The organism is Polaribacter sp. 2305UL8-11 (genome assembly GCF_058147165.1).
The window spans coordinates 83625-102753 of the sequence record NZ_JBYVJW010000002.1 but is presented as its reverse complement, the minus strand read 5'-3'; the positions used below and the strand labels follow the sequence as shown (position 1 = coordinate 102753).

Sequence of the window (19129 nt, the reverse complement as noted above, 5' to 3'; positions counted from 1 at the left end):
TCACCTTAAATTCTATTATCTTTGTTTTATGAACGAAAATTTAAACCCTGAAAACGAACATTTATCAAACGAAGATTTAGATGTAGAAAAAAAATTACGTCCACTTTCTTTTGATGATTTTACAGGGCAAGATCAAGCCATTGATAATTTAAAAGTTTTTGTTAAAGCAGCCAACCAAAGAGATGAAGCTTTAGATCATACATTGTTTCACGGACCTCCAGGTTTAGGTAAAACAACCTTAGCACATATTTTAGCAAATGAACTGCAAGTTGGTATAAAAGTTACTTCTGGACCCGTTTTAGACAAACCAGGAGATTTAGCAGGTTTATTAACTAATCTTGATGAACGTGATGTGCTGTTTATTGATGAAATTCACAGATTAAGCCCTATTGTAGAAGAGTATTTATATTCTGCAATGGAAGATTATAAAATTGATATTATGATTGAATCTGGTCCAAATGCCAGAACAGTTCAAATCAATTTAGAACCATTTACACTTATTGGAGCAACAACTCGTTCAGGATTGCTAACAGCACCAATGAGAGCTAGATTCGGAATTAGCAGTCGTTTGCATTATTATAAAACCGAGTTATTAACCACAATTATTCAAAGAAGTGCACACATTTTAAAAGTTCCAATATCTATGGAAGCTGCCATAGAAATAGCAGGTAGAAGTAGAGGAACACCAAGAATTGCAAATGCTCTGTTAAGAAGAGTTAGAGATTTTGCGCAGATAAAAGGAGATGGAACCATTACAATTGAAATTGCAAAATATGCATTGAAAGCATTAAATGTAGATGCACATGGTTTGGATGAAATGGATAATAAGATTTTGGCAACAATTATAGATAAATTTAAAGGAGGACCAGTAGGTTTAGGCACTATTGCTACAGCAGTTTCCGAAAATACAGAAACCATAGAAGAAGTGTATGAACCTTTTTTAATTCAACAAGGATTTATCATGAGAACACCAAGAGGAAGAGAAGTTACAGATTTGGCCTACAAACACCTTGGGAGAATAAAAGGAAGAAATCAAGGAGAACTGTTTTAAATTAAGAGATAAAGAAAACAAGAGAATAAAGGTTTTGTTTTCCTTTAGTTTTTTAGTCAATATTAAAAATGAATATCAAAAAAATTGTTCCTATTTTAGAGTGGTTACCCAACTACAACACGTCTCTTTTTAAAGGCGATTTAGTTGCAGGTATTACTGTTGGTATTATTTTAATACCACAAGGAATTGCTTATGCATTAATTGCAGGTTTACCACCCATTTATGGTTTGTATTGTGCATTAGTACCACAAGTAATGTATGCTATTTTTGGTTCATCAAGACAAGTAGCAATAGGGCCAGTAGCAATGGATTCTCTAATTGTAGCTACAGGAGTTTCTACTCTAGCATTAGCAGGCTCAGATAGTTACATTGCTATAGCTATTTTATTGGCTTTAATGGTAGGAGCTATTCAATTTATAATGGGTATTTTTAGTTTAGGATTCATTGTAAACTTTCTATCAAAACCAGTAATTACAGGTTTTACATCTGCAGTAGCACTGATTATTGGCTTTAATCAATTCCGAAATTTATTAGGCGTAGATTTTATTCAAAGTGATCAAATTCATATTGTTTTGGAAGACATTTGGCTGCAAATTTCTGATTATAATTATCATACTACAGTTATTGGAATTGTATCTGTAATTGTGATTATCATCTTTAGGAAAATCAATAAAAAAATACCAAATGCATTATTTGTTGTAATTCTTGGTATTGTAATAATGAAATATTTTGGAAAATCATTTAACGATGTTTCCATAGTAAAAGAGATTCCCTCTGGTTTGCCATTTTTCGGAATTCCAGAATTTGATATCGATCAAATAAAAGAATTATTGCCCATTGCATTAACTTTAGTTATGGTTGGTTATCTAGAAACCATTTCTATTGGAAAATCTTTAGAAGCAAAACAAGATGAATATAGAATAAGACCCAATCAAGAATTAATTGCTTTAGGCTTGGCAAATATGGTAGGTTCTTTGTTTAAAGCATATCCAAGTACATCAAGTTTTTCACGTTCTGCAATCAACCAAGAAAGTGGTGCAAAAACAGGAATGGCTGCATTAATTTCTGTAGTAATGGTGGTTTTAACCTTGTTATTTTTAACACCATTATTTTATCATTTGCCTAAAACAGTTTTGGCAGCAATTATTATTGTAGCAGTTTTTGGATTGGTTAATTTTAAAGAAGCCGCTTTTTTATGGAAAGCAAATCACTTAGATTTTTGGCTGATGTTTGCCACCTTTATTTCTACATTATTTTTAGGAATTGAGTATGGAATAATTGTTGGAGTAGGTTTGTCTTTAATCGTCTTAATATTTAGAACATCAAGACCTTATGTAGCAGAATTAGGAAAAGTTCCAGATTCTAATTTTTATAGAAATAGAAATAGATTTGAAGAAGTTATTATAGAAGATGATATTCTTGTATTTAGATTTGATGCACAAATATTTTATGCAAATTCAAGTTATTTTAGAGATAAATTAGATGAAATGGCTTTAAAAAAAGGAGATGCCTTAAAGCTAATTGTTATTGATGCAGAAAGTATTAATAGGGTAGATAGTACTGGAGTTGAAATGCTAAAAGAACGGTTAAGATTTTACAAAAAGAAAGGTATAACTTTTTTCTTTGCAGGTGTAAAAGGATCTGTAAGAGATGATTTGTTTAAAAGCGGATTGTTATCAATAATAGATATCAATCACTTTTTTATGAGAGCCAATGACGCTGTAAAATTTTATAAAACAGGTAATAGAAAAAAACAAGAAAAGTATGCGAAATATATTCATCAGGCATACAACTAAACTGACAAATATCATTGATAAAAATAGTTTTTCAATGTTATTTTGATTTGTTAAATAGATAAGAGATTTAAAATGATAATAGAACAAATTTATACAGGGTGTTTAGCACAAGGCGCATATTATATAGAAAGTAATGGCGAAGTTGCAATTATAGACCCACTAAGAGAAGTACAAGATTATATAGATAGAGCAGCCAAAAATAATGCAAAAATTAAATATATTTTTGAAACGCATTTTCATGCAGATTTTGTAAGTGGGCATGTAACTTTATCAGAAAAAACAGGAGCAAAAATTGTTTTTGGGCCTTCTGCAAAAACAAATTTTGAAGCCACAATTGCAAAAGACAATCAAGTATTTAAAGTTGGAGATATTACAATTACAGTTTTACACACTCCTGGACATACTATGGAAAGTTCTTGTTTTTTATTGAAGGATAAAAACGGAAAAGACCACGCACTTTTTAGTGGTGATACTTTATTTTTAGGTGATGTTGGACGCCCAGATTTAGCACAAAAAGGAGATATTACAGAAAAAGATTTGGCAGGTTTTTTATATGATAGTTTAAGGAGTAAAGTGATGACTTTAGCAGATGATGTTATTGTGTACCCTGCACATGGAGCAGGTTCTGCTTGTGGTAAAAACTTAAGTAAAGAAACAGTTGGTACAATTGGAAACCAGAAAAAAACCAATTACGCTTTAAGAGCAGATATGACTAAAGATGAGTTTGTAAAAGAAGTTACAGACGGTTTATTGCCTCCTCCAGCTTATTTTCCATTAAATGTAAAATTGAACAAAGAAGGATATAAAAATGTAGATGATGTAATTAAAAACAGTGCAAAACCTTTATCTGTTAAAGATTTTGAGATTATTGCAAACGAAACAGACGCAATTGTTTTAGACGTTCGTCATCAAACAGAATTTATACAAGGATTTATTCCACAATCTATTTTTATTGGTATTGATGGAGGTTTTGCACCTTGGGTAGGTGCATTAATAAAAGATATTAAGCAGCCCATTTTGTTGGTTACTCCAGTTGGTAGAGAAGAAGATACAATTACACGTTTATCTAGAGTTGGCTTTGATAATGTTTTAGGATATTTAGACGGAAGTTTTGAGTCTTGGAAAAACTCTGGAAAAGAAGTTGATACTTTAGTTTCTGTCTCTGCGGATGTTTTAGAGCAAAAAATAAAAGAAAATAACCCTGTTTTTGATGTTAGAAAGCCTGGAGAATTTGCAAGCGAACATATACAAGTGGCAGAAAGCACACCTTTAGATTTTTTAAACGACCATATTTCTGAATTTCCTAAAAAAGAAGATTTCTATGTACACTGTGCAGGAGGTTATCGTTCTGTAATTGCAGCTTCTATATTAAAAGCAAGAGGTTTTCATAACGTAATTGATGTTGCAGGAGGTTATGCAGCTATTAGAAACACAAATATCAAAAGAACAGATGCTGTTTGTCCATCAACTTTAAAATAAAGAGATGAAACAGTTAATTTGTTTATTTTTTTCGAGTTTTCTTTTTATCAATTGTGGTCAAAAACAAGAGGTAAAAATAATAACAACAGCAGACTTAAAAGAATTACTTGCTAAAGAAAGAATACAATTAATAGATGTAAGAACTCCGAAAGAAGTCGAGCAAGGAAGTATAAAATCAGCACTTTTTGTAAACTATTTTGATGCTGATTTTGTATCAAAAGCTACAACTCAATTAAATAAAAATAAACCAGTTTACCTTTTTTGTAGAACTGGAAACAGAAGTGGTAAAGCAGCAATAATCTTAAAAGAAAAAGGCTTTGATGTGTATAATGTTGCTGGAGGTTACACAAAATGGAAGACAGAAAATTAAAAAGAATGAAGACAGAGATACAAATTGAAAATTTAAAATGTGGTGGTTGTGCAGCAACCATTAAAAAAGGAATTTTAGCCTTAGAAGGAGTAAAAGAAATAGATATTGATGTAGAAAAATCTATTGTTTCTATTACATCAGAAAATGCAAATTTAGAAGCGATAAAAACAAAACTCTCTAAGTTAGGCTACCCAGAAGTGGGTGATAAAAATACCTTAGTACACAAAGCAAAATCTTTTGTAAGTTGTGCTGTGGGTAGAATAGAATCATAAGAAGAGACTGTCTTAAAAGTATTAAAATTTGTCATTTGGACTGTAATGGAAAAATCTTAATAATTCAAAATCAATTACATATATTTTTTGACAAAGCCTGTCTTGAGCGAAGATAAAAGGCTCAAAATAACAGCTAAATTAACTTTTCAGACAGCCTCTTTTTATTTTTAAAATTTACTAAAAATTGTCTTTAATTAGAGAAAAATTATTCTATTGTTTGATGTTGTTTTAAGAACTCTTTGAGCTTTTTAAGTTAAAAAGTTTAAAAAAGTGCATACATCATTTATAAAAAAAAATTAGCCTAAATACGTTCTTAAAACCTGTGTTTTAGATTTTGATTGTAAGCGTCTAATTGCTTTTTGTTTAACTTGCCTTACACGTTCTCTTGTCAAATCGAACTCCTCTCCAATTTCGGCTAAACTACAAGCAGTAGTTCTATTTATTCCATAAAACATTTTTATAACTTTAGCTTCTTTATAAGACAAACTTTCTAAAGCTCTGTTAATTTCTGTTGTTAAAGATTCTTTCATTAGTTTTTTGTCTGGTCTTGGAGATTTATCAGATTGTAAAACGTTGTACAAATTAGAATCTTCACCTTCTTTAAAAGGTGCATCCATAGAAACGTGTCTTCTAGAATTTCTTAAAGATTGTGCAACTTCACGTTCTGTCATATCTAATTGTTTAGCAATTTCTTTGTTTGTTGGAAAACGTTGTTCGTTTTGCTCTAACCTTGCATAAACTTTCTTTATTTTACTAATGCTTCCAATTTTATTTAAAGGCAAACGTACAATTCTAGATTGTTCTGCTAATGCAGACATTATAGATTGACGAATCCACCAAACAGCGTAAGAAATAAACTTAAAACCTCTGGTTTCATCAAAACGTTTTGCAGCTTTTACCAAACCTAAATTTCCTTCGTTAATCAAATCCGATAATTTTAAACCTTGTCCTTGATATTGTTTTGCTACAGAAACTACAAATCTTAAATTTGCTTTCACCAATTTATCTAATGCTCTGCTGTTTCCTTGTTTAATTTTTAGTGCCAATTCAACTTCTTCATCAGCAGTAATTAAACCGATTTTACTAATTTCTTGAAAATATTTTTCTAAAGATTTTGCATCGCGATTGGTTACTTGTTTAACAATTTTAAGTTGTCTCATATATAAATATTATTTTTTAATGAAATTAAATGATAAGAATAGTTTTTTGAGAGAAAATAATCTCTTCAAAATAAATTTTGCTAAAATGTGAAGTTTGGAAAATTAGAAAACGAAAGGGATAAATTTACAAGATTGATTTTCTGTAGAAAGAAATTCGAAATCTGATATGTGTTTTAAGTAGTAAATAATATCGTTTTTTAATGATATTTCCAATATACAAAAAAATGAACGATTTTTAGCAAAAACAAGTCTTTTTCTTTCGTTTTCAATCATTTTTGGGTAAAAATAAGCTTATTTTGTTTAAATTCATCATTTTTAAAATTGAGAGATTTGCTGTTTTTATAGCAAAAAAAAGAGCCTTTAAAAAGACTCTCTTATTTACTTTATAAATGGTTTGGTTAGAATCTCCAACCTACATTTAAGCCTAATCTTGGCACTAAAATAGGAGAGTCAGAACCAAATAAATTTCTTCCTAAACCTCCGTAAACATCAATAACTAAACCAGAATTAGAAATGTATTTAGTACCCACAGCAATACCTAAAGCACCATCTGTATATTTTCTGTCATAATTACCAGAATCCTTTATAGATTCAGACTTTCCTGAATTAATACCAACAAAACCTTCTCCGAAGAAATTCCATTGTTCATTGGTAGTAAAGTAATGACGATAATATGGAGTAATCATCATATTCTCATTATATCTAAAAGCAACATCTTGTTTTTCTAAATTAAAAAGTGCAGAAACTCCAAAAGAAGAACTTTCTGTAAGATAATTTTCAAAAGAAAACTCTAAACTTTTTATAATTAAAGCGTCTGCAACATCTAACTTAATTTCTTGTTGCGCATAAGTTAAAGAACTAATTAAAAGTCCGAATGCTAAAAGTAATTTTTTCATTTTTATTATGTTTAAATCGTTTAAAATCTGTAACCTACAGAAATACCAACTCTACCAACTGCGTTATTATTGTTACTGTCAATCATATTTCTACCAACTCCTAAAAATAGTTCTGTTGTAAATCCTTTTTTAGAAACCCATTTACCACCTACAGAAACTCCTACTCCAAAACCAGTTTCAGTGCCATTACTATTACTACTAAAAAGATTTCTATCTTCAGCAGAAAAAAGCATACCAAAACCTTCCACAAAAAAACCTCGTGCAAACTTTCCTGAAAAATAACGTCTGTAAAATGGGGTTAATGCATAATTTAAATCAGACTCTTTAGTATCTGTATTTAGTGTTGCAGAAATACCATAAGAAGATTCTTCATCTATTAATCTTTCATAAGAAAAATCTATCCATTTTGCAACAAGAAGTGTTAATACATTAATTTTAATTTCTGTTTTCTTATCTGTATCTTGAGGGTATGGATCTTCTTTTTCCTGAGCTAAGGAAGTAAATGTAAGTGCAAAAAGTAAAAATAGTAATCCTAATTTTTTCATATCTTTTTTTAGTTCTTAATTTTTTAGCAAATGTATTAAAAAGAGTGTATATAAACGTTAAAAAATGGCTTTCAATTGCACACTTCCAGTGTGTATGGTTCTTGAGTTTTCGCTTTTTCTGCCTAAATAATTTAAGTTTAAATTTAAAAATGTATTTATTTTATGATTAAAAAGAACATTCCAAGTATAGTTTTTACCAGCTTGTAACCCTTCTAGCATTTGATATGCAACTGGTGAGTTTGAATTGCCAGTAAAATTATTTAAAAACACATTTGCATTCGCAGAAACTTGATTTTTTTTACTTGAAATGTAGAAATATTCTACACCAAATTTTTGTTGATTTAAAGTCTCGAAATCTTGTAATTGATTTTTTTTGTTTTTATAATGATAAAAAGCAGAAAGCCTGTTGTTTTGGTTGTATAAAAAGCTAATTTTAGGCTGAATCTCATTCCCGAAAATGGTATAATTTCTATTGTTAAAATTTTCGGTTTGTAAATCATTTTCAGAAGATTTTCCCATCAACTCAAATAACCAAAAAGAAGCAAACTTGTGGGCAAAATCTAGTTGATGTAATTTGATGTTATTTTCTTGACTACCAATTAAATACTGTTGTTTGTTTCTGTTTTTTCCATAGGTGTAAGTCACACTGTAATCTTGCAGATTTCTGTTAAAATATAAACTGTTTCTAAAACTAAAATTAAGTCCAATTAATTTAGTTTCATCAAAGTTAAAAGGATTAAAATTAAAACTGTCTCCAACTCTTTGTTGCTCATTGGCTACACTTAAAAAACTTTGATTGTAAAGTTTTGATATTATTTTTTGCACTCCTTTTTTAGCAGCCCAATTACGTGGATTTAAAGTTAAAGATTGTGTGAGTTTAGCTTTTTGAGTAGCAATAAATTGTAAATTTGGTTTTGGTAAACGTAAATAAGAAGCTTGATCTTGAAACTCGGCAATCTCAAATTCATCAAAATCTTGAATGCCATCATTATTATAATCAATCCAAGTATAATACCCCAAGCCAGGTTCTGTTTTTACGTAAATATATTCTTGTCTGGCTATATTTCCTGAAGACGTTTCATAAATAGTTCCTAAATTTATAAAGTTTTGAAACAATTTTTGGTTAAAAACAACTTTAGAATTTAATGTCTTTTCATCTTCTGTAAATTGGTTTTCTGTAAGTCTATAATTGGCAAAAATACTTAGGTTAGTTTTTTTATTCTGAATTAATTTAGTGTTTAAATAAAACGTTTTTCTATTGTTAATTTCTGTAAAAGCATTTGATTTGATACTATCGTTATTTCTGTAGTTAAAACCTATTTTTGCAAATACCTTTGTGCTATCTCCAATACCAAAATAGGTTTCATATTCGTTAAAACGATGGCTTGTATTTATAAATTTTTTGGTATTTATATTTTTTCTACTATTGGTTTCAAAGTTTATAAAAGCACCTAACCATTTTTTATTAAAATCTTGCTCAATCTTAGCTTTGGCTACAAAAAAGGAGTTGTCTTCTAGTGTAGAAGTGTTTTCTAAAAAACTACCATTGGCGTAAAAAGTAGTTTTGTTTACTTTCATTTTAGACTGTAATTCGTGCTTGTTTCCATTAAAAGTATTTGGGTAATTTAAATGGTTGTATCTATACAAAACAAAATCATTCTTTTTATTTTGAAGTTTAAATTCTGATTGAAAATAATTTTTTGTAGCGTTATTGGTTAAAAGGTTCCAATCTCTATTAAATTCTACTGGCTCCCAACGCATTTCTATATTGTAATTTTTCTGCACAAATTCGTGCGAAATTTTACTTTTTAATTGCCATTTTTTGTCTATTAAAACTTGTTCCCAGTTAAATAAAATAGCAGGTGCTAAATTATTTTCATCGTCTTTAGAAGAAAACAAATTGGCATCATTATTACTTACAGCCACTTCTAAATTTATTTTAGTTTTTTTCTTAGAATCGTAATTAGTTTTAAACACTAAAGTTTGAAATTTATTTGGAGCCGTTAATCGAGTTATGGGACTAAAATTACCTTGATTTGCACCTACATACCTAAAAATATTTCCAACAGCAGTACTTCTATCCAATTGATAATCTCCATTATTTTGCCCAACATTTGTAAACGTTACAAAATAAAGTACGTCATTTGGGTTTTGAGAATATTCAAAAGTTTCTACAGCACCATTTATTACTTTTTTATAGAGTACTTTATTTTCGTCAAAATCATCTATAAAAGCACTTTCTGCTACCATTAAATTTTTATCATTACCAGCATTTGCTAAAATTTGTTTTTGATCGTCTGTTAAACTTTGTTGTAAAGGCTGGTTTTTTGCGTCATTCTCACTAAAAAAATACCCACTAAAATTCCATTTATCACCTTTAAACTCCACTTCTTCATAAGTTAAAAACCGAGTATAATTTCTATCTGCATACTGGAATTCTACAGCAATTCTCATATCATTTGTAATAGGGAAAGTGGTGTTAAATGTAATTTCTGCCAAATTATAATCCATAACATAATCTTTGTCAGAACCACGTTCTATTTGAATTCCGTTTATAAAAACTCTTTCAGTACCTTCAATAATTAAAATAGCAGGTTCATTATTAACACCAAAAATTTTGTAAGGCCCTTGGTTACCTTCTCTACCTGTAACCCTATAACTGTTAAATTTACCTCTAACTACAGCACCAGATGCAGCTACTTTTAAGTTTTTGTTGATGTTGGCTTGGACTCGTAAACCAGCTACTTGTTTCATAATTGGCATAAAATAACTCTCTTGGTTTTGAAGCAAAATATCTCCAGCTCTAACACTCCAATTATCTGCAAATAACTCTATAAAAACTCGATCAAAATCGGTTAAATTTTGCGAATATCCATTTTGTTGAATAGGAATATTTGTATCAAAAATATTAGCTCTTAAAGACACTTTTTTAGAGAGTTTACCTGAAATTTCTAAATCTAAAGCCGAATTTGTAACAGCATTTTGATTGTTTCCAGAAGTAAGGCCTCTTGTAAAAAAACCTAGGGTTTGTAAACCGTCAAATAATTTAATATCTGATGGTTTTTTGTTTGTAGTTAAACTGTACAGTTTGCCAGTATTTGTTTTGTTTGGCAAAATTAATGCATCATCAAAAGGACTGTATGTTTTGCTTACAAAATCTGGAAATCTAAAGTATTCAATTGTAATTTCTGAGTATTTTTTTGAATTGATAATTAAAATAGCATTGCTAAAATCTACTTTGTATGCTGCTTTTTTAATTACGTTTAAAGTTGCATTTAGTACTTTAAATTTCTGTGAATTAATAGCTACAGAATCAAATTGAATCGTATCTTTTTTAATTAAAAATTTTTTGCTCCTAAAATCTTTAGAAATGATTTGAGAATGGATAGAAAACCCAACAAACAAAAGCAGAAAGAAAAGAAATTTTTGAAGCATCTTTTAACTATAAATAGCTAACGTAAAAATAGCTTTTTTTGTATGATGAATGTTCTTTATCTAGAAAAGTGATTGTTGTTTTACAGGATTTTCATGTGCAAGCAACCATTTTTTTCGCCAAATACCACCTGCATAACCTGTTAAAGAACCATCAGAACCAATAACTCTATGACAGGGAATAATAATCCAAAGTGGGTTTTTACCATTTGCTGATGCTACTGCTCTAATGGCTTTTACATCACCTAAAACTTTGCTTTGTTCTAAATATGTTTTTGTTTTTCCATAAGGAATATTTAATAAAGCTTTCCAAACTTTTTTTTGAAAAGGGGTTCCTTTGGGGTTTACTGTAAGGTTAAAACTGGCTCTTTTTCCACTAAAATATTCGTCTAATTGCAAAACACAATCTTGCAAACAATTGGGGACTTTAGAATTGAGTAAATCTTCATCAATTGCGTCATCATCTAAAACAGCAACAGATTGAATTCCGTTTTCATCTCCCACAATTTTTGCAATTCCAATGGGTGTTTTGTGGTATGTGATTTCTGTTTGCAATTGTATTGATTTAATTTTTTTTGACACTGATTTCACGGATTTTCACAAATTTGAGATGTAAAAATTAAGAAATTAAACCCCAAAAATAGCTTTAGAATTCTGAGTGGTAATTTCTGCAATTTCATTAAAAGAAATGCCATAAATAGCTACTAATTTATCAATAACATTTGTAATGTAAGCACTTTCGTTTCGTTTTCCTCTGTATGGAGTAGGTGCTAAATAAGGAGCATCTGTTTCTAAAACAATGTGTTTTAAATCTATTTCATTTAAAAATTTATCTATTTTACCATTTTTAAAAGTGGCAACTCCACCAATTCCTAATTTCATATTGTAAGAAATGGCTTTTTCAGCTTGTTCTTTTGTGCCTGTAAAACAATGAAAAATACCATATAAATCCTCATCTTTTTCAGTTTCCAAAACCTCAAAAATTTCATCAAAAGCGTCTCTACAATGTATTACAATTGGCATTTTTTTTTCTTTTGCCCATTTTATTTGAGTTCTAAAAGCCTCTTGTTGTTGAGTAAGAAAACTTTTGTCCCAATACAAATCGATGCCAATTTCGCCAATCGCATAAAAAGCTCTTTTATCGAGCCATTTTTTTACATGTGCCAATTCTTCTAAATAATTTTCTTTTACAGAAGTTGGGTGTAAACCCATCATTAAAAAAACATCATTTGGATAATTTTTTTCCAAAGAAAACATACTTTCTGTGTAGGAAGAATCTATTGCAGGAATAAAAAACCGTGAAACACCTGCGTTTTTTGCACGTTGAATCACGGATTCTCTTTCCCCCTCAAATTGTTCTGAATATAAGTGTGTATGCGTATCTGTGATCATTAGTTAATTGTATTATTATCAGCAAAACTACTAAAAATCTACAATCAGAATGCTATTGTTTAGCATTTTATAAAACGTACCTTTGCAGAAAATTATTTAGAATGACTTTTCAAGATTTAGGTATCTCAAATCAATTACAATATGCTATTGATGATTTGGGGTTTGTTCATCCAACTCCAATTCAAGAACAGGCTTTTTCTGTAGTTAGGTCTGGAAAAGATGTGGTTGGAATTGCACAAACTGGTACAGGAAAAACCTTTGCTTATATGATGCCTATTTTGCAAGATTTAAAATTTTCTAAACAACAACACCCAAGAGTTTTGGTTTTAGTACCTACTCGTGAGTTAGTGATACAAGTTGTAGATGAAATCGAAAAATTAGCAAAATATATTAATACAAGAGTTTTAGGTGTTTATGGAGGTACAAATATCAACACGCAAAAACAAGCCATTTTACAAGGTCAAGATATTATTGTAGCTACTCCAGGACGTTTATATGACTTGGCTTTGAGCAATGCTTTGAAATTAAAATCTATTCAAAAATTGGTAATAGATGAAGTAGATGTGATGTTAGATTTAGGTTTTCGGTTTCAGTTGATGAACATTTTTGATGTGATACCAGAAAGAAGACAAAACGTACTTTTTTCTGCAACTATGACAGAAGATGTAGATGCATTGATTTATGATTTTTTTAAAAGTCCTACTAAAATTTCTGTAGCTGTTAGTGGAACTCCATTAGATAATATAGAACAGATTTCTTACAATGTACCCAACTTTTTTACCAAAGTTAATTTATTGCATCATCTTTTAAGTGATAAACAAGTTTTTAATAAAGTATTAATTTTTGTTGCTTTTAAAAGAACTGCAGATTTATTATTTAAACATTTAGAAGATATTTTTGGTAATGATACTTGTGTGATTCACTCTAACAAAACACAGAATTACAGAATACGTTCTATAAGACAGTTTGATGAAGGTAATAACCGAATTTTAGTTGCCACAGATGTAATGGCTCGTGGTTTAGATTTTGATGAAGTTTCTCATGTAATTAATTTTGATACGCCAGATTTCCCAGAAAATTATATGCATAGAATTGGTAGAACTGGACGTGCAGAAAAAGCAGGTAAAACTATTTTATTATCTACAGAAAAAGAGCAAGCTGCTAAAGCAGAAATAGAAAAATTGATGGATTATAAAATTCCGGTTTTGGAGCTTCCAGAAGCCGTAGAAATTTCTAAACTATTAACTGAAGAAGAACGCCCAAGAGAAGATAGAGAGCAATCTAGAAACAGAACAGCTTTAGAATATGTGCCTGGACCTGCTTTTCATGAAAAAAGTGAAAAGAACAGTAAAGTAAACTTAGGAGGTTCTTACAGAAGAGAAATTGCAAAGAAATATAAAAAACCAAAAACAAGGGGAGATAAAAATTACAACAAACGTAATAAGAAGAAATAATCTTAGAAAAAATTTAGAATTGTCATTTTGAGCGAAACGTAGAGAAGTCGAAAAATCTCAAAAACAATAATGAATTTTAAGATTTCTCCACAAGATCTAAATGACAGGTTAATTTAATTTTTAATTAATAAAAATAATGCAGATTTTAACACCACAAGAGTTGCATAATTTAGCAATGAATATAGTAGGAGAGAAATTAACCCAAATGGGTTATGAGTTTCAGGCAATTAATAGTCAGTTAAAAAGGCATCCTCAATTTGTATTGTTTAAAAAAGGAGAGCCAACCATTTTTGTTTTGGTAAAAGCAACCAATAATTTGCAAAGCCCTAATGAGTATGACTCTATTTGGATGGAAACCTTTAAAAATCATGCTAAAAAACAAAACGCTAAAGTTTGGTTTGCTGGAGTTGGTATTGCCAATGCAGAAAGTGTAGAAAGTCCTGTTTTTAAAGACCAGCCTTATTATGTGGCTTTTGAGGATTTTGAAAAGATTATTGAGTAGAACTTGTTAAAGTAATCTACAATATAAATTCTTATTGTTTTACAAATTTAGCAAAGGTATTAGCTGTGTTTCCTATTAATTTTAAATAGTAAACCCCACTTTGTAAATCTTTAATAAAAATTTTAGATTCATTATTTAAAACTCCACATTTTATTTTTTTACCATCAGAAGAATAGATGCTATATGTGTCAAAATTATTTTTTGATGAAATTGCTAAAGTATTATTAGCAGGGTTTGGGTATATTTTTACTTTGTAATTTTTGATATTAAAATTATCTGTATCTAGAGTTACACTAGCATTTATTCTAGCAATTCTATTTATTGCAGTGGTGTCATAAAAAGTAAAATCTCCTCCAATTAAAATATTTCCATTTTCTTGAATGGCACAAGCTTTAACTCTTTTGTTAGGTCCTAAACCACCTTCGTTTTTAAAATTGGTGTCTATTTGCCCATCTGTATTATGAACACGAACTCCTTTTACACCAACAACTACTATTTTTCCATTTTTATGTACACTTAAATCACTTGGTGTACCAACACCAGAACCATGATTAAAGTTTTTATCTAAAGTACCATCAGCATTTAGTAACATTAAATAATTAATAGTAGTTCTATTATAGCTAGCATTTTCTCCACCTACCAATATTTTATCATTATCGAGTACTTTTAAAGTAGTAATTTTATTAGAAGGTCCAGAAAAAACAGAGTTCCCGTTTTTAAAAGTAGTATCTAAGCTTCCATCTGTGTTTATACGAGCTATAAATCTAGAAAAAGTGCCATTGTATTTATAGAAAAAACCACCTACTATAATTTTACCATCAGATTGGGTGTCTACAGTTTTGATATTTGGGGTTACTCCAGAAATATTGGCTTCGAAACCAGTTCCATTAGCATTAAAAGAGGTATCATGACTACCATCTGAATTTAAACGAACTAATGTTCTTTTACCACTACTTACAAAATCATTTAAAATACCTACTAATAAAATTTTTCCATCTGGTAGCAAATGAAAATCATAAGCTGGGCTAATTTTATTAGAGTTATGATTCACATTAAAAGAATTATCTTTTGTACCATTGCTATTCAGTTTTACAATAAACTCGCATTTTTGATAATTGTAACTAGAAATACTTCCAGCAATAAAAATTTTACCATTTGTAGCCACTTTAATTTTAGAAACAATTCCAGAAGGTCCAATGCCTATGTTAAAAGTAGGATCTATGCTACCATCTGAATTTAAACGTGCTAATCTGTTTATATTGGTGCCATTATAAGAAGTAAAAGAACCTCCTATTAAAATTTTACCATCTGGTTGTATAGCAATAGTTTCTATAGTAGAATTTGACCCAGTACCTGAGTTAAAAGAAGTGTCTAAAGCCCCTTGCTGAGAAAAAGTGAAGTTGCTTGTAATGAATAAGATAGTTAGAAATAATAACTTTATATTTTTCATCTTTTTCTTTAGGATTTTTTGGGAAACAAAGATATTAAAATGTAAATATAGTTTGGTTTTTTTAATTAAGAATGTTAAAACAGACTTCTTAGATTAAGAATCGAATTGTTACTTTTGTAGTACATCTAAATTTTAATCTTCTGACTTTTTTTAATTCCACTTTTATTTCTAAAAATCAACAAATATTTCTTCCTGTTTTAGAAGAAAAGAAAGTAGAGCTATTTATAAAAAGAGAAGATTTAATTCATCCTTTTGTTTCTGGAAATAAGTTTAGAAAGCTAAAATACAATCTGCAAAAAGCAGAAAAAGAACAAAAAAACACATTGCTTACTTTTGGAGGAGCTTTCTCTAATCATATTGTAGCTACAGCAGTTGCAGGAAATATAAATGGTTTTAAAACCATAGGTGTTATTAGAGGAGATGAATTGGCTAATAACTTGGAAGAAACTTTAAAAAAAAACTCCACTTTAAGAGAAGCTCATAAAAATGGAATGACTTTTGAGTTTGTTTCAAGAGAAAAATATCGTTTAAAATCGGAAACGTATTTTATAAAGCAATTAAAAGAAAAATTTGGCGATTTTTATTTGATTCCAGAAGGAGGTACCAACCATCTTGCCATAAAAGGATGTGAAGAAATTTTAACTGAAGAAGATGCGAATTTCGATTATATTTGTGCTGCAGTAGGTACAGGAGGTACTATTTGTGGGTTGATAAATGCGAGTAAAAAACATCAAAAAATTATGGGTTTTCCAGCTTTAAAAGGAAACTTTTTGGTTGATGAAATTCATGCCTATGTAAAAAAAGAAAACTGGAATCTACAAATGGATTATCATTTTGGTGGTTACGCAAAATATAATGTAGATTTGATTCGTTTTATAAACGACTTTAAATCACAAACAGGGGTTTTGTTAGACCCTATTTACACAGGAAAAATGATTTTTGGAATACTGGATTTAATCCAAAAAGATACTTTTAAAATTGGAAGTAAAATTTTGGCAATTCATACAGGAGGTATCCAAGGAATTAAAGGATTTAATCAAAAATTAAAAAAGAAAAATCAACAAATTATTAAATGTTTATGAAATTAAAAGTCCTTTTAGGTGTTGTGGTTTTATTGCTTATGGCAAGTTGTGGTTCTAAAAAGCAAGTGGTTACTAAAAAACAAAGTCCTGGAGTTGTTTTAAATGAACCCAAACCTATAAAGCTACCTTCTGTTAAAGAAGAAAAACACGTAAAAAAATTAAAAAAAACAAAGCCTAATCTTAATAAGACTACACTAAAATACATCGAAAAATATGCTGCAATTGCTGTTAAAGAAATGCATGTACATAAAATACCTGCTAGTATTACTCTTGCACAAGGTATTTTAGAATCTGGAAGTGGAAATGGAAACCTAGCGAAAAGATCTAACAATCATTTCGGAATTAAGTGCCACACAAAATGGAAAGGAGAACGTGTATATCATGATGATGATGAAGCTCAAGAATGTTTTAGAAAATACCAATATGTAGAAACCTCTTATAATGACCACTCAGAGTTTTTAACCAAAAGAAAACGATATGCTTTTTTGTTTAAGTATGGTTCTAAAGACTATAAACGCTGGGCAAGAGGATTAAAAAAGGCAGGTTATGCTACAGATAGAAAGTATCCAAATAAATTAATTAGTATTATAGAAAGATACAAATTGTATGAATTTGATAATGTAAAAAAGAAAGATTTTAAGATCAAAAATTCTTTAGAAAAAATGGAAAAACCAACGTATGCAATTGCTAATTATTACGAAGTAAAAAAAGGAGATACTTTATATTCTATTGCCAAAAAATTTAAAACCACTGTTGCTATTTTAAAAGAAATTAATGGTTTAAAAAGTAGTACAATTTCTATTGGCCAACATCTGTTAACAAAATAAAAAAAAGCCCATAAAATAAGTTTTTACAGGCTTTTAAAATCAACTAACCAATAATTTACCAAGAATAATTTTTTAACTTTGCCTGTCTTTTTATGGCTTTAAGCATGACATTGTCTAAAGCGTCTTTTTGGATACCTTCTTTTTGTTTTTTGATGATATAACTTCTTCTTTTCTTATCTAATTCTTTAATTTTTGCTTTAATTAGAGTACGTTCTTTCGCTTTTAGCTTTACATAAGCTTTAATTTCAGTTTCAGATTTGTTTTGTAATTCTTTTGGTAGTTTATTCTTTTTAATCTTACTGTAATTCATTTTGCCTTTTTTATCAGCATCTACCAAATCCCAAGTAGCGTTATCATACAAACGCCCACTTTTACTAACTGCTCTTTTTACTTCTACTTCCTTACTAATGGTTAATGCATTAGCATCTTGCATTTTTTGATTCGAATATTTAGCATAACCTTGCACCCCATAATAAATATAGGTCTTATTTAATTTTTTATTTAAAATGATAATTTCATCATCATAAGGAGTTACAATATGTACCATTTTTTTATCTTGATTAATGGTCATATAATCTCCACCACCTAAATCTGCACCATCTTTCCACATTCCAGAAACACCATTGGTATAGTTTCCACAAAAAATAGTATTTACAACAATATCTTTTTCTTTAGCATCTGTAATTGCTTCCTTATAATTTATTTTTCCTTGTGTAAAAGGTTCATTACCAGCTATAAAAATAACACGTAAATCATTTTTGTTTTTACCCCAAGCCAATTCATTTATAGAGGTTTTAATAACTTGACCACAAAATTCATTTCCTCCATTTGTGGTTAGAGAAAATAATTTTTCTGAGATTTCGTCCAAATCGTTACTAAACTGTAAAACTTGTCTAATATAGCCCTCTTTGCTAGACAAATTAGAGTTTCCATATTCATACAAAGCGATTTCTAAATTAGGTTTTAAAAGTCCGTATTTAGCATAAGAAAGCTCATTTACAATTTCCCAAAGTTGTGCTTTGGCTTGATTAATTAAACCATCCATACTATTGCTAGTATCTAAAAGTAAGGCTACTTTAATGGTTTGTTTTTTGGTTTCTGGTTCATGTAATGCAAAACTTTTTAATGATAGGGTTAAGAATAGCAATACAACGACTTTTAATACAAATGTTTTCATAATGTTTAATTTAAGATTGTTTTTTAGGTTTACAGATGTTTAAAAGTTTGGTTTAGGTTTTATGCCTCAATAATACCATCAACTTAATTCTTAAAAAAACGATAATGAGTAAACAGGCATTTTGAGTGCGTAAAACGGTTTTTGGATGAGTAAACCTGCTTATAAAGAGTAATTTTCAATGAATTTTACTACAATCGCGTTTTTTTGGATGATTTTTTGTATGTATGTTTACCTTAACAAAAAG

17 protein-coding genes are annotated in these 19129 nt (G+C 29.4%); 9 read left to right on the top strand and 8 right to left on the bottom strand.

Annotated features, from left to right (window positions below; all coding sequences use genetic code 11):
• Positions 1-28: 28 nt before the first annotated feature.
• From ruvB to ACY2RW_RS02120, 5 genes are all read left to right on the top strand, one after another.
• Positions 29-1051, top strand: coding sequence for a Holliday junction branch migration DNA helicase RuvB (gene ruvB / locus ACY2RW_RS02140; RefSeq protein WP_490121048.1), 1023 nt, complete (start codon positions 29-31; stop codon positions 1049-1051).
• 68 nt (positions 1052-1119) lie between these two features.
• Entirely contained in the window at positions 1120-2847 is a 1728-nt protein-coding gene (locus ACY2RW_RS02135) for a SulP family inorganic anion transporter (RefSeq protein WP_490121047.1), read from the top strand.
• A 72-nt stretch (positions 2848-2919) separates the two neighbouring features.
• On the top strand, positions 2920-4326 hold the full coding sequence (locus tag ACY2RW_RS02130; protein WP_490121046.1) for an MBL fold metallo-hydrolase: 1407 nt from the start codon (positions 2920-2922) through the stop codon (positions 4324-4326).
• A 4-nt stretch (positions 4327-4330) separates the two neighbouring features.
• Positions 4331-4696, top strand: a complete 366-nt coding sequence (locus tag ACY2RW_RS02125; RefSeq protein WP_490121045.1) for a rhodanese-like domain-containing protein — start codon at positions 4331-4333, stop codon at positions 4694-4696.
• 5 nt (positions 4697-4701) lie between these two features.
• Positions 4702-4968, top strand: coding sequence for a heavy-metal-associated domain-containing protein (locus ACY2RW_RS02120; protein ID WP_490121044.1), 267 nt, complete (start codon positions 4702-4704; stop codon positions 4966-4968).
• A gap of 296 nt (positions 4969-5264) precedes the next feature.
• On the opposite strand, the gene ACY2RW_RS02115 is transcribed toward ACY2RW_RS02120, so the two are convergent.
• The 6 genes from ACY2RW_RS02115 to ACY2RW_RS02090 form a co-directional block, all read right to left on the bottom strand.
• Positions 5265-6128 (bottom strand): sigma-70 family RNA polymerase sigma factor, encoded by an 864-nt coding sequence (locus tag ACY2RW_RS02115; protein ID WP_490121043.1) that lies wholly within the window; start codon positions 6126-6128, stop codon positions 5265-5267.
• Positions 6129-6526: 398 nt separating this feature from the next.
• A complete protein-coding gene (locus ACY2RW_RS02110; protein WP_490121042.1) occupies positions 6527-7024 on the bottom strand; it encodes a hypothetical protein in 498 nt (165 codons plus the stop codon).
• Between the two features lie 20 nt (positions 7025-7044).
• A complete protein-coding gene (locus ACY2RW_RS02105) occupies positions 7045-7569 on the bottom strand; it encodes a DUF3575 domain-containing protein (RefSeq protein ID WP_490121041.1) in 525 nt (174 codons plus the stop codon).
• 57 nt (positions 7570-7626) lie between these two features.
• Complete coding sequence (locus ACY2RW_RS02100) at positions 7627-11004, bottom strand: DUF8818 domain-containing protein (protein WP_490121040.1); 3378 nt, start codon at positions 11002-11004, stop codon at positions 7627-7629.
• 60 nt (positions 11005-11064) lie between these two features.
• Positions 11065-11583: a methylated-DNA--[protein]-cysteine S-methyltransferase gene (locus tag ACY2RW_RS02095; protein ID WP_490121039.1), complete on the bottom strand. Its 519-nt coding sequence runs from the start codon at positions 11581-11583 to the stop codon at positions 11065-11067.
• 45 nt (positions 11584-11628) lie between these two features.
• On the bottom strand, positions 11629-12393 hold the full coding sequence (locus tag ACY2RW_RS02090) for a TatD family hydrolase (protein ID WP_490121038.1): 765 nt from the start codon (positions 12391-12393) through the stop codon (positions 11629-11631).
• Positions 12394-12494: 101 nt separating this feature from the next.
• Between ACY2RW_RS02090 and ACY2RW_RS02085 the strand changes: the two genes are divergently transcribed.
• Positions 12495-13847 (top strand): DEAD/DEAH box helicase, encoded by a 1353-nt coding sequence (locus ACY2RW_RS02085; protein WP_490121037.1) that lies wholly within the window; start codon positions 12495-12497, stop codon positions 13845-13847.
• A 136-nt stretch (positions 13848-13983) separates the two neighbouring features.
• Positions 13984-14349, top strand: a complete 366-nt coding sequence (locus ACY2RW_RS02080) for a DUF8840 domain-containing protein (protein ID WP_490121036.1) — start codon at positions 13984-13986, stop codon at positions 14347-14349.
• A 31-nt stretch (positions 14350-14380) separates the two neighbouring features.
• Here ACY2RW_RS02080 and ACY2RW_RS02075 read toward each other — a convergent pair whose 3' ends face one another.
• Complete coding sequence (locus tag ACY2RW_RS02075; RefSeq protein WP_490121035.1) at positions 14381-15799, bottom strand: T9SS type A sorting domain-containing protein; 1419 nt, start codon at positions 15797-15799, stop codon at positions 14381-14383.
• 164 nt (positions 15800-15963) lie between these two features.
• Here ACY2RW_RS02075 and ACY2RW_RS02070 point away from each other — a divergent pair, with 164 nt between their 5' ends.
• Together ACY2RW_RS02070 and ACY2RW_RS02065 are read left to right on the top strand one after the other, a co-directional pair.
• A complete protein-coding gene (locus ACY2RW_RS02070; protein WP_490121233.1) occupies positions 15964-16881 on the top strand; it encodes a 1-aminocyclopropane-1-carboxylate deaminase/D-cysteine desulfhydrase in 918 nt (305 codons plus the stop codon).
• Positions 16878-17708 (top strand): glucosaminidase domain-containing protein, encoded by an 831-nt coding sequence (locus ACY2RW_RS02065; protein WP_490121034.1) that lies wholly within the window; start codon positions 16878-16880, stop codon positions 17706-17708. Before ACY2RW_RS02070 ends, ACY2RW_RS02065 begins: the two co-directional genes overlap by 4 nt.
• A gap of 55 nt (positions 17709-17763) precedes the next feature.
• Here ACY2RW_RS02065 and ACY2RW_RS02060 read toward each other — a convergent pair whose 3' ends face one another.
• The gene (locus ACY2RW_RS02060) at positions 17764-18885 is read right to left on the bottom strand and encodes a vWA domain-containing protein (RefSeq protein WP_490121033.1); all 1122 of its coding nucleotides are present in this window, start codon (positions 18883-18885) and stop codon (positions 17764-17766) included.
• Positions 18886-19129 lie beyond the last annotated feature (244 nt).

What these genes read in the sequence shown, in the direction of transcription:
- ACY2RW_RS02080 (WP_490121036.1), top strand. Translation starts at nt 13,984, where the DNA reads ATGCAGATTTTAACACCACAAGAGTTGCATAATTTAGCAATGAATATA.
- ACY2RW_RS02075 (WP_490121035.1), bottom strand. Translation starts at nt 15,799, where the DNA reads ATGAAAAATATAAAGTTATTATTTCTAACTATCTTATTCATTACAAGC.
- ACY2RW_RS02120 (WP_490121044.1), top strand. Translation starts at nt 4,702, where the DNA reads ATGAAGACAGAGATACAAATTGAAAATTTAAAATGTGGTGGTTGTGCA.
- ACY2RW_RS02135 (WP_490121047.1), top strand. Translation starts at nt 1,120, where the DNA reads ATGAATATCAAAAAAATTGTTCCTATTTTAGAGTGGTTACCCAACTAC.
- ACY2RW_RS02085 (WP_490121037.1), top strand. Translation starts at nt 12,495, where the DNA reads ATGACTTTTCAAGATTTAGGTATCTCAAATCAATTACAATATGCTATT.
- ACY2RW_RS02100 (WP_490121040.1), bottom strand. Translation starts at nt 11,004, where the DNA reads ATGCTTCAAAAATTTCTTTTCTTTCTGCTTTTGTTTGTTGGGTTTTCT.
- ACY2RW_RS02130 (WP_490121046.1), top strand. Translation starts at nt 2,920, where the DNA reads ATGATAATAGAACAAATTTATACAGGGTGTTTAGCACAAGGCGCATAT.
- ACY2RW_RS02065 (WP_490121034.1), top strand. Translation starts at nt 16,878, where the DNA reads ATGAAATTAAAAGTCCTTTTAGGTGTTGTGGTTTTATTGCTTATGGCA.
- ACY2RW_RS02110 (WP_490121042.1), bottom strand. Translation starts at nt 7,024, where the DNA reads ATGAAAAAATTACTTTTAGCATTCGGACTTTTAATTAGTTCTTTAACT.
- ACY2RW_RS02105 (WP_490121041.1), bottom strand. Translation starts at nt 7,569, where the DNA reads ATGAAAAAATTAGGATTACTATTTTTACTTTTTGCACTTACATTTACT.
- ACY2RW_RS02115 (WP_490121043.1), bottom strand. Translation starts at nt 6,128, where the DNA reads ATGAGACAACTTAAAATTGTTAAACAAGTAACCAATCGCGATGCAAAA.
- ACY2RW_RS02090 (WP_490121038.1), bottom strand. Translation starts at nt 12,393, where the DNA reads ATGATCACAGATACGCATACACACTTATATTCAGAACAATTTGAGGGG.
- ACY2RW_RS02125 (WP_490121045.1), top strand. Translation starts at nt 4,331, where the DNA reads ATGAAACAGTTAATTTGTTTATTTTTTTCGAGTTTTCTTTTTATCAAT.
- ACY2RW_RS02060 (WP_490121033.1), bottom strand. Translation starts at nt 18,885, where the DNA reads ATGAAAACATTTGTATTAAAAGTCGTTGTATTGCTATTCTTAACCCTA.
- ruvB (WP_490121048.1), top strand. Translation starts at nt 29, where the DNA reads ATGAACGAAAATTTAAACCCTGAAAACGAACATTTATCAAACGAAGAT.